2 protein-coding genes and 1 tRNA gene are annotated in these 3,402 nt (G+C 65.3%); all 3 read right to left on the minus strand.

Features of this window, described 5'->3' with window-relative positions:
* Window positions 1–16 precede the first annotated feature (16 nt).
* Window positions 17–1,120, minus strand: coding sequence for an ABC transporter ATP-binding protein (locus JNN06_RS05895; RefSeq protein WP_291238668.1), 1,104 nt, complete (start codon window positions 1,118–1,120; stop codon window positions 17–19).
* A gap of 457 nt (window positions 1,121–1,577) precedes the next feature.
* Window positions 1,578–1,664 (minus strand) — tRNA-Leu (locus JNN06_RS05900).
* Window positions 1,665–1,806: 142 nt separating this feature from the next.
* The gene (locus tag JNN06_RS05905; protein WP_291238669.1) at window positions 1,807–3,300 is read right to left on the minus strand and encodes a peptidoglycan-binding domain-containing protein; all 1,494 of its coding nucleotides are present in this window, start codon (window positions 3,298–3,300) and stop codon (window positions 1,807–1,809) included.
* Window positions 3,301–3,402 lie beyond the last annotated feature (102 nt).

Raw genomic sequence — 3,402 nt, forward strand, 5'->3', positions numbered from 1 at the left:
CCGCCGGGATCATCGCTTACATCGGATCAAGCGCGCGGGCATCGGCCGGGTGCCAGCCGACCTTGATCTGCTGGCCGGGCTCCAGCTTGGTCTGGCCCAGCGTGTTGCGCATCTTCATCACGAAATCGTCCTGGCCTGCCACCCGCAGACGGGCGCGCAGGATGTCGCCCATATAGATGATCTCCAGCACCGTGGCGTCGATCATATGGGCGCCGGGCGGCATCATCTCGGGCTTGAACTCGACCCGTTCGGGGCGGATCGAAACGAGGGTTTTCTGGCCCTTCTGGGTCACGTTCACCGGCGTCGCGTCGATCAGCTCGCCGGTGACCAGACGCACCAGCGCCTTGTCGCCATGCAGCTCCTCGATAGTGCCGGTGAGTTTGTTGTTCTCGCCGATGAACTGCGCGACAAAGCTGTTATCGGGGCGTTCATAGAGATCGGCGGGCGGCGCAAGCTGCTGGATCTTGCCATCGTTGAACACGGCCACGCGGTCCGACATGGTCAGCGCTTCGCCCTGATCATGGGTCACATAGACCACGGTGATGCCGAGGCTTTCGTGCAGGTGCTTGATTTCAAACTGCATATGTTCGCGCAGCTGTTTGTCCAGCGCGCCCAGCGGTTCGTCCATCAGGACCAGCGCCGGATCGAAAACCAGCGCGCGGGCCAAAGCGATGCGCTGCTGCTGCCCGCCCGAAAGCTGGGCCGGGCGGCGATTGATGAAGCTGCCCATCTGCACCATGTCGAGGGCGCGCTTCACCTTGGTCTCGCGCTCATCCTTGCCCATGCCGCGCACTTCCAGCGGGAAGGACAGGTTTTCCCCCACCGTCATATGCGGGAAAAGTGCATAATTCTGGAACACCATGCCGATGCCACGCTTGTGCGGCGGCACCAGGTTGATGTTGCGGCCATCGAGGCGAATTTCGCCATGGGTGGCGGTCTCGAACCCGGCCAGCATCATCAGGCAGGTGGTCTTGCCCGAGCCCGACGGCCCCAGCATGGTCAGAAACTCACCCTTGCCGATCTTGAGGTTCAGGTCTTTCACGACCAGCGAAACGCCATCATAGCTTTTTTGCACATGGTCAAAGACGACGAAATCGTCGTTGCGGGTTACTGTCGTCACCCCGGTCTCCCCGTGTTACGGCAGGTGATCCTGCACTGTTCTTGATCCGACTTAAGCGGATGGCCTGACGCTTTGCAACGGCCATTTGTCCTTTTGTTTTTCGGGGCGAATCTGCGACCAAAACCAAGCATAAAGCGACACGGAAGGGCGCCAGCGCGACACGGGATGCGGATTCGCCGCATGACCTGCACGTCACCCACCCCGCCTTGATGCGAAATACCCCCGATTCCGCGCTGTCTGGCAGGATTTTGCGCGTGGCAAGGGCCAATGCGCAGCCAAATCGCCCGGAAAACCCGCCAAAAAAAGGAAAAGCGCGCATTTCCTACGTCTTTAGGAGGGGGTCATTGTGTCGGACGTGCTGAAAAACGCGTCGCTTTCACGCGAGCAGCCCGGAAGACAGGCGGAAAAATGCAAAACGCCGGGCTTGTGGCCCGGCGCTTTCGCGACCCTTGAAGGGTGGTGCGGATGAAAGGACTCGAACCTTCACGGGTGTTACCCCACAGCGACCTCAACGCTGCGCGTCTACCAATTCCGCCACATCCGCATGTCTTGGCTTGGTATGGCGGTGTCTATCTTAGGCCATTGGCGAAGAAAAGGGGGTTTCGCACCGGGGCACGAAAAAATTCCGGGCCCGCCACGCGCGCGGCGGAGGAGCCCGGAACCCGTTTCATTCCAAAGGCTTGCGCTCAGTTGCCCAGCATCAGGCGCGGCAAAGCGGTCAGCACGGCGGCGGCATTGGCGGCGCCGGTTCCGGCTGCGGGGGCGGCACCTTGCGCAGGCACCGGGGCCGCCGCCTGCTGCACCTCGGGCTGCGCCGGAGCTGCAACGGGCGCCACGACCGGTGCCACAACAGGCGCGGCTGCCATGCTGCCCTGTGGCGCGGGCGCCAGCACCGGCAGCGGGGCCGCAGGCATCGCCGCCGGGCCATCGCTGCGCCCGTTCAGCGCGAAAATCGCCTTGTGGACCAGATCGCCCTGCCCTGCCGCACCGCCAAGCGCGGCGCCTGCCCCGCTGCTCTGGCCCAGCTCGATCCAGCCCATTGCCAGATCGGGGCGCCGGGTGGCCCCGATGCCGTCCGCCAGATGGAAGCCCGGCAGGCTGGCATAGCCCGCCTCGCCAAGCGCGGTCAGCACCAGCGCGGAGCCAAGCGCCACCTCGGCATCATCGGTGGCATAGCCGACGCCCAGACAGATTTTCGAGGTGCCCGAAAGCTGTGCGGGCGACATGCCCGATTGGGTGATGAACTGGGTGACCCCGGCCAAGACCTCGGGCGCGGGGGTCAGCGAGACGGCGGTGACGTGATCTTTCAGCACCGGGCCAAAGGCCTTGCACTGTTCCGCCACCTGCTGCGGCGTGACACCCGGCACGGCGCGCGCCAGGGTCTCGCCCTGCTGGATCGCGGCGGCGCGGCTGAGACAGAACTGCTCTGACAGAGCCTGCGCCGGGTCGGGCATCGCCGCAAGCGTGGCAAAGCCGCCATTGGCATTGGTTTTCAGCGACACCGCATTGCAATGCGAGCTGAGCGAGACCAGCGTGCCGCCAAAGGCGGGCAGCGCCGGGGCGGCCGCCGGGGCCGCCGGCGCAGGCTCGGCCACCAGCGCGGGCAAGGCCGCAGCCCCGGCGGTGGCCGCCACGGCGGCAGGCGCCACGGCGGTGGCGGTGGGCAGGCCCGCCATCTCGTCGCGCTGCACCAGCAGCAGGCCCTTCATCCCCATCGGATGCGTGGCGGCAATCTGCCCCACCTGCGGCCCGCCCGCGACGGCGCGGTGATAGGCGGTCACCAGGATGGTGCGCTCATACTCGGTCAGCTGGCCGGTGGGCGGATAGCCCAGCGTGGCCTGATATTGCGAAATCGCCGTGCGGCTTTTCGGCCCGATCGAGCCATCGGGCGTGCCGACATTATAGCCGAACTGGTTCAGCGCGGTTTGCACCTCGCGGTTCTGCTCGCGCTGCGCCGCCGAAATGCCGGGCTTTGCGGGCTTGGCGGATTTGGTGGAACTGCGTTTCGTCGTGGTGGTGGCCTTGCGGCGCTGCTGGTCCTTGGCAATGGCATGGCCGATCAGCCCGCCGACAATGGCCCCGGCAATCGCATCGCCCGCATCGGCGCGCACGGGCTCTGCCGGGGTCAGGGCCAGGGCCGCCGCGAATGCGCAAGTGGTTGCAACCGTCATCGGTTTCATAGCAAGTCTCCTGAAATGGTCGTGGTTCAATTGCCTTCAGCCTAGCATGCCCATGCGGGGAATCGAGGGGAAAACGTCAGGAACGGGGGGCCGGGATGGTCG

Origin of the sequence: Gemmobacter sp. (assembly GCF_016792925.1) — a bacterium.
Lineage (GTDB): Bacteria > Pseudomonadota > Alphaproteobacteria > Rhodobacterales > Rhodobacteraceae > Gemmobacter.

Coding starts and splice junctions, on each gene's coding strand:
- JNN06_RS05905 (WP_291238669.1), bottom strand. CDS start 3,300: ATGAAACCGATGACGGTTGCAACCACTTGCGCATTCGCGGCGGCCCTG.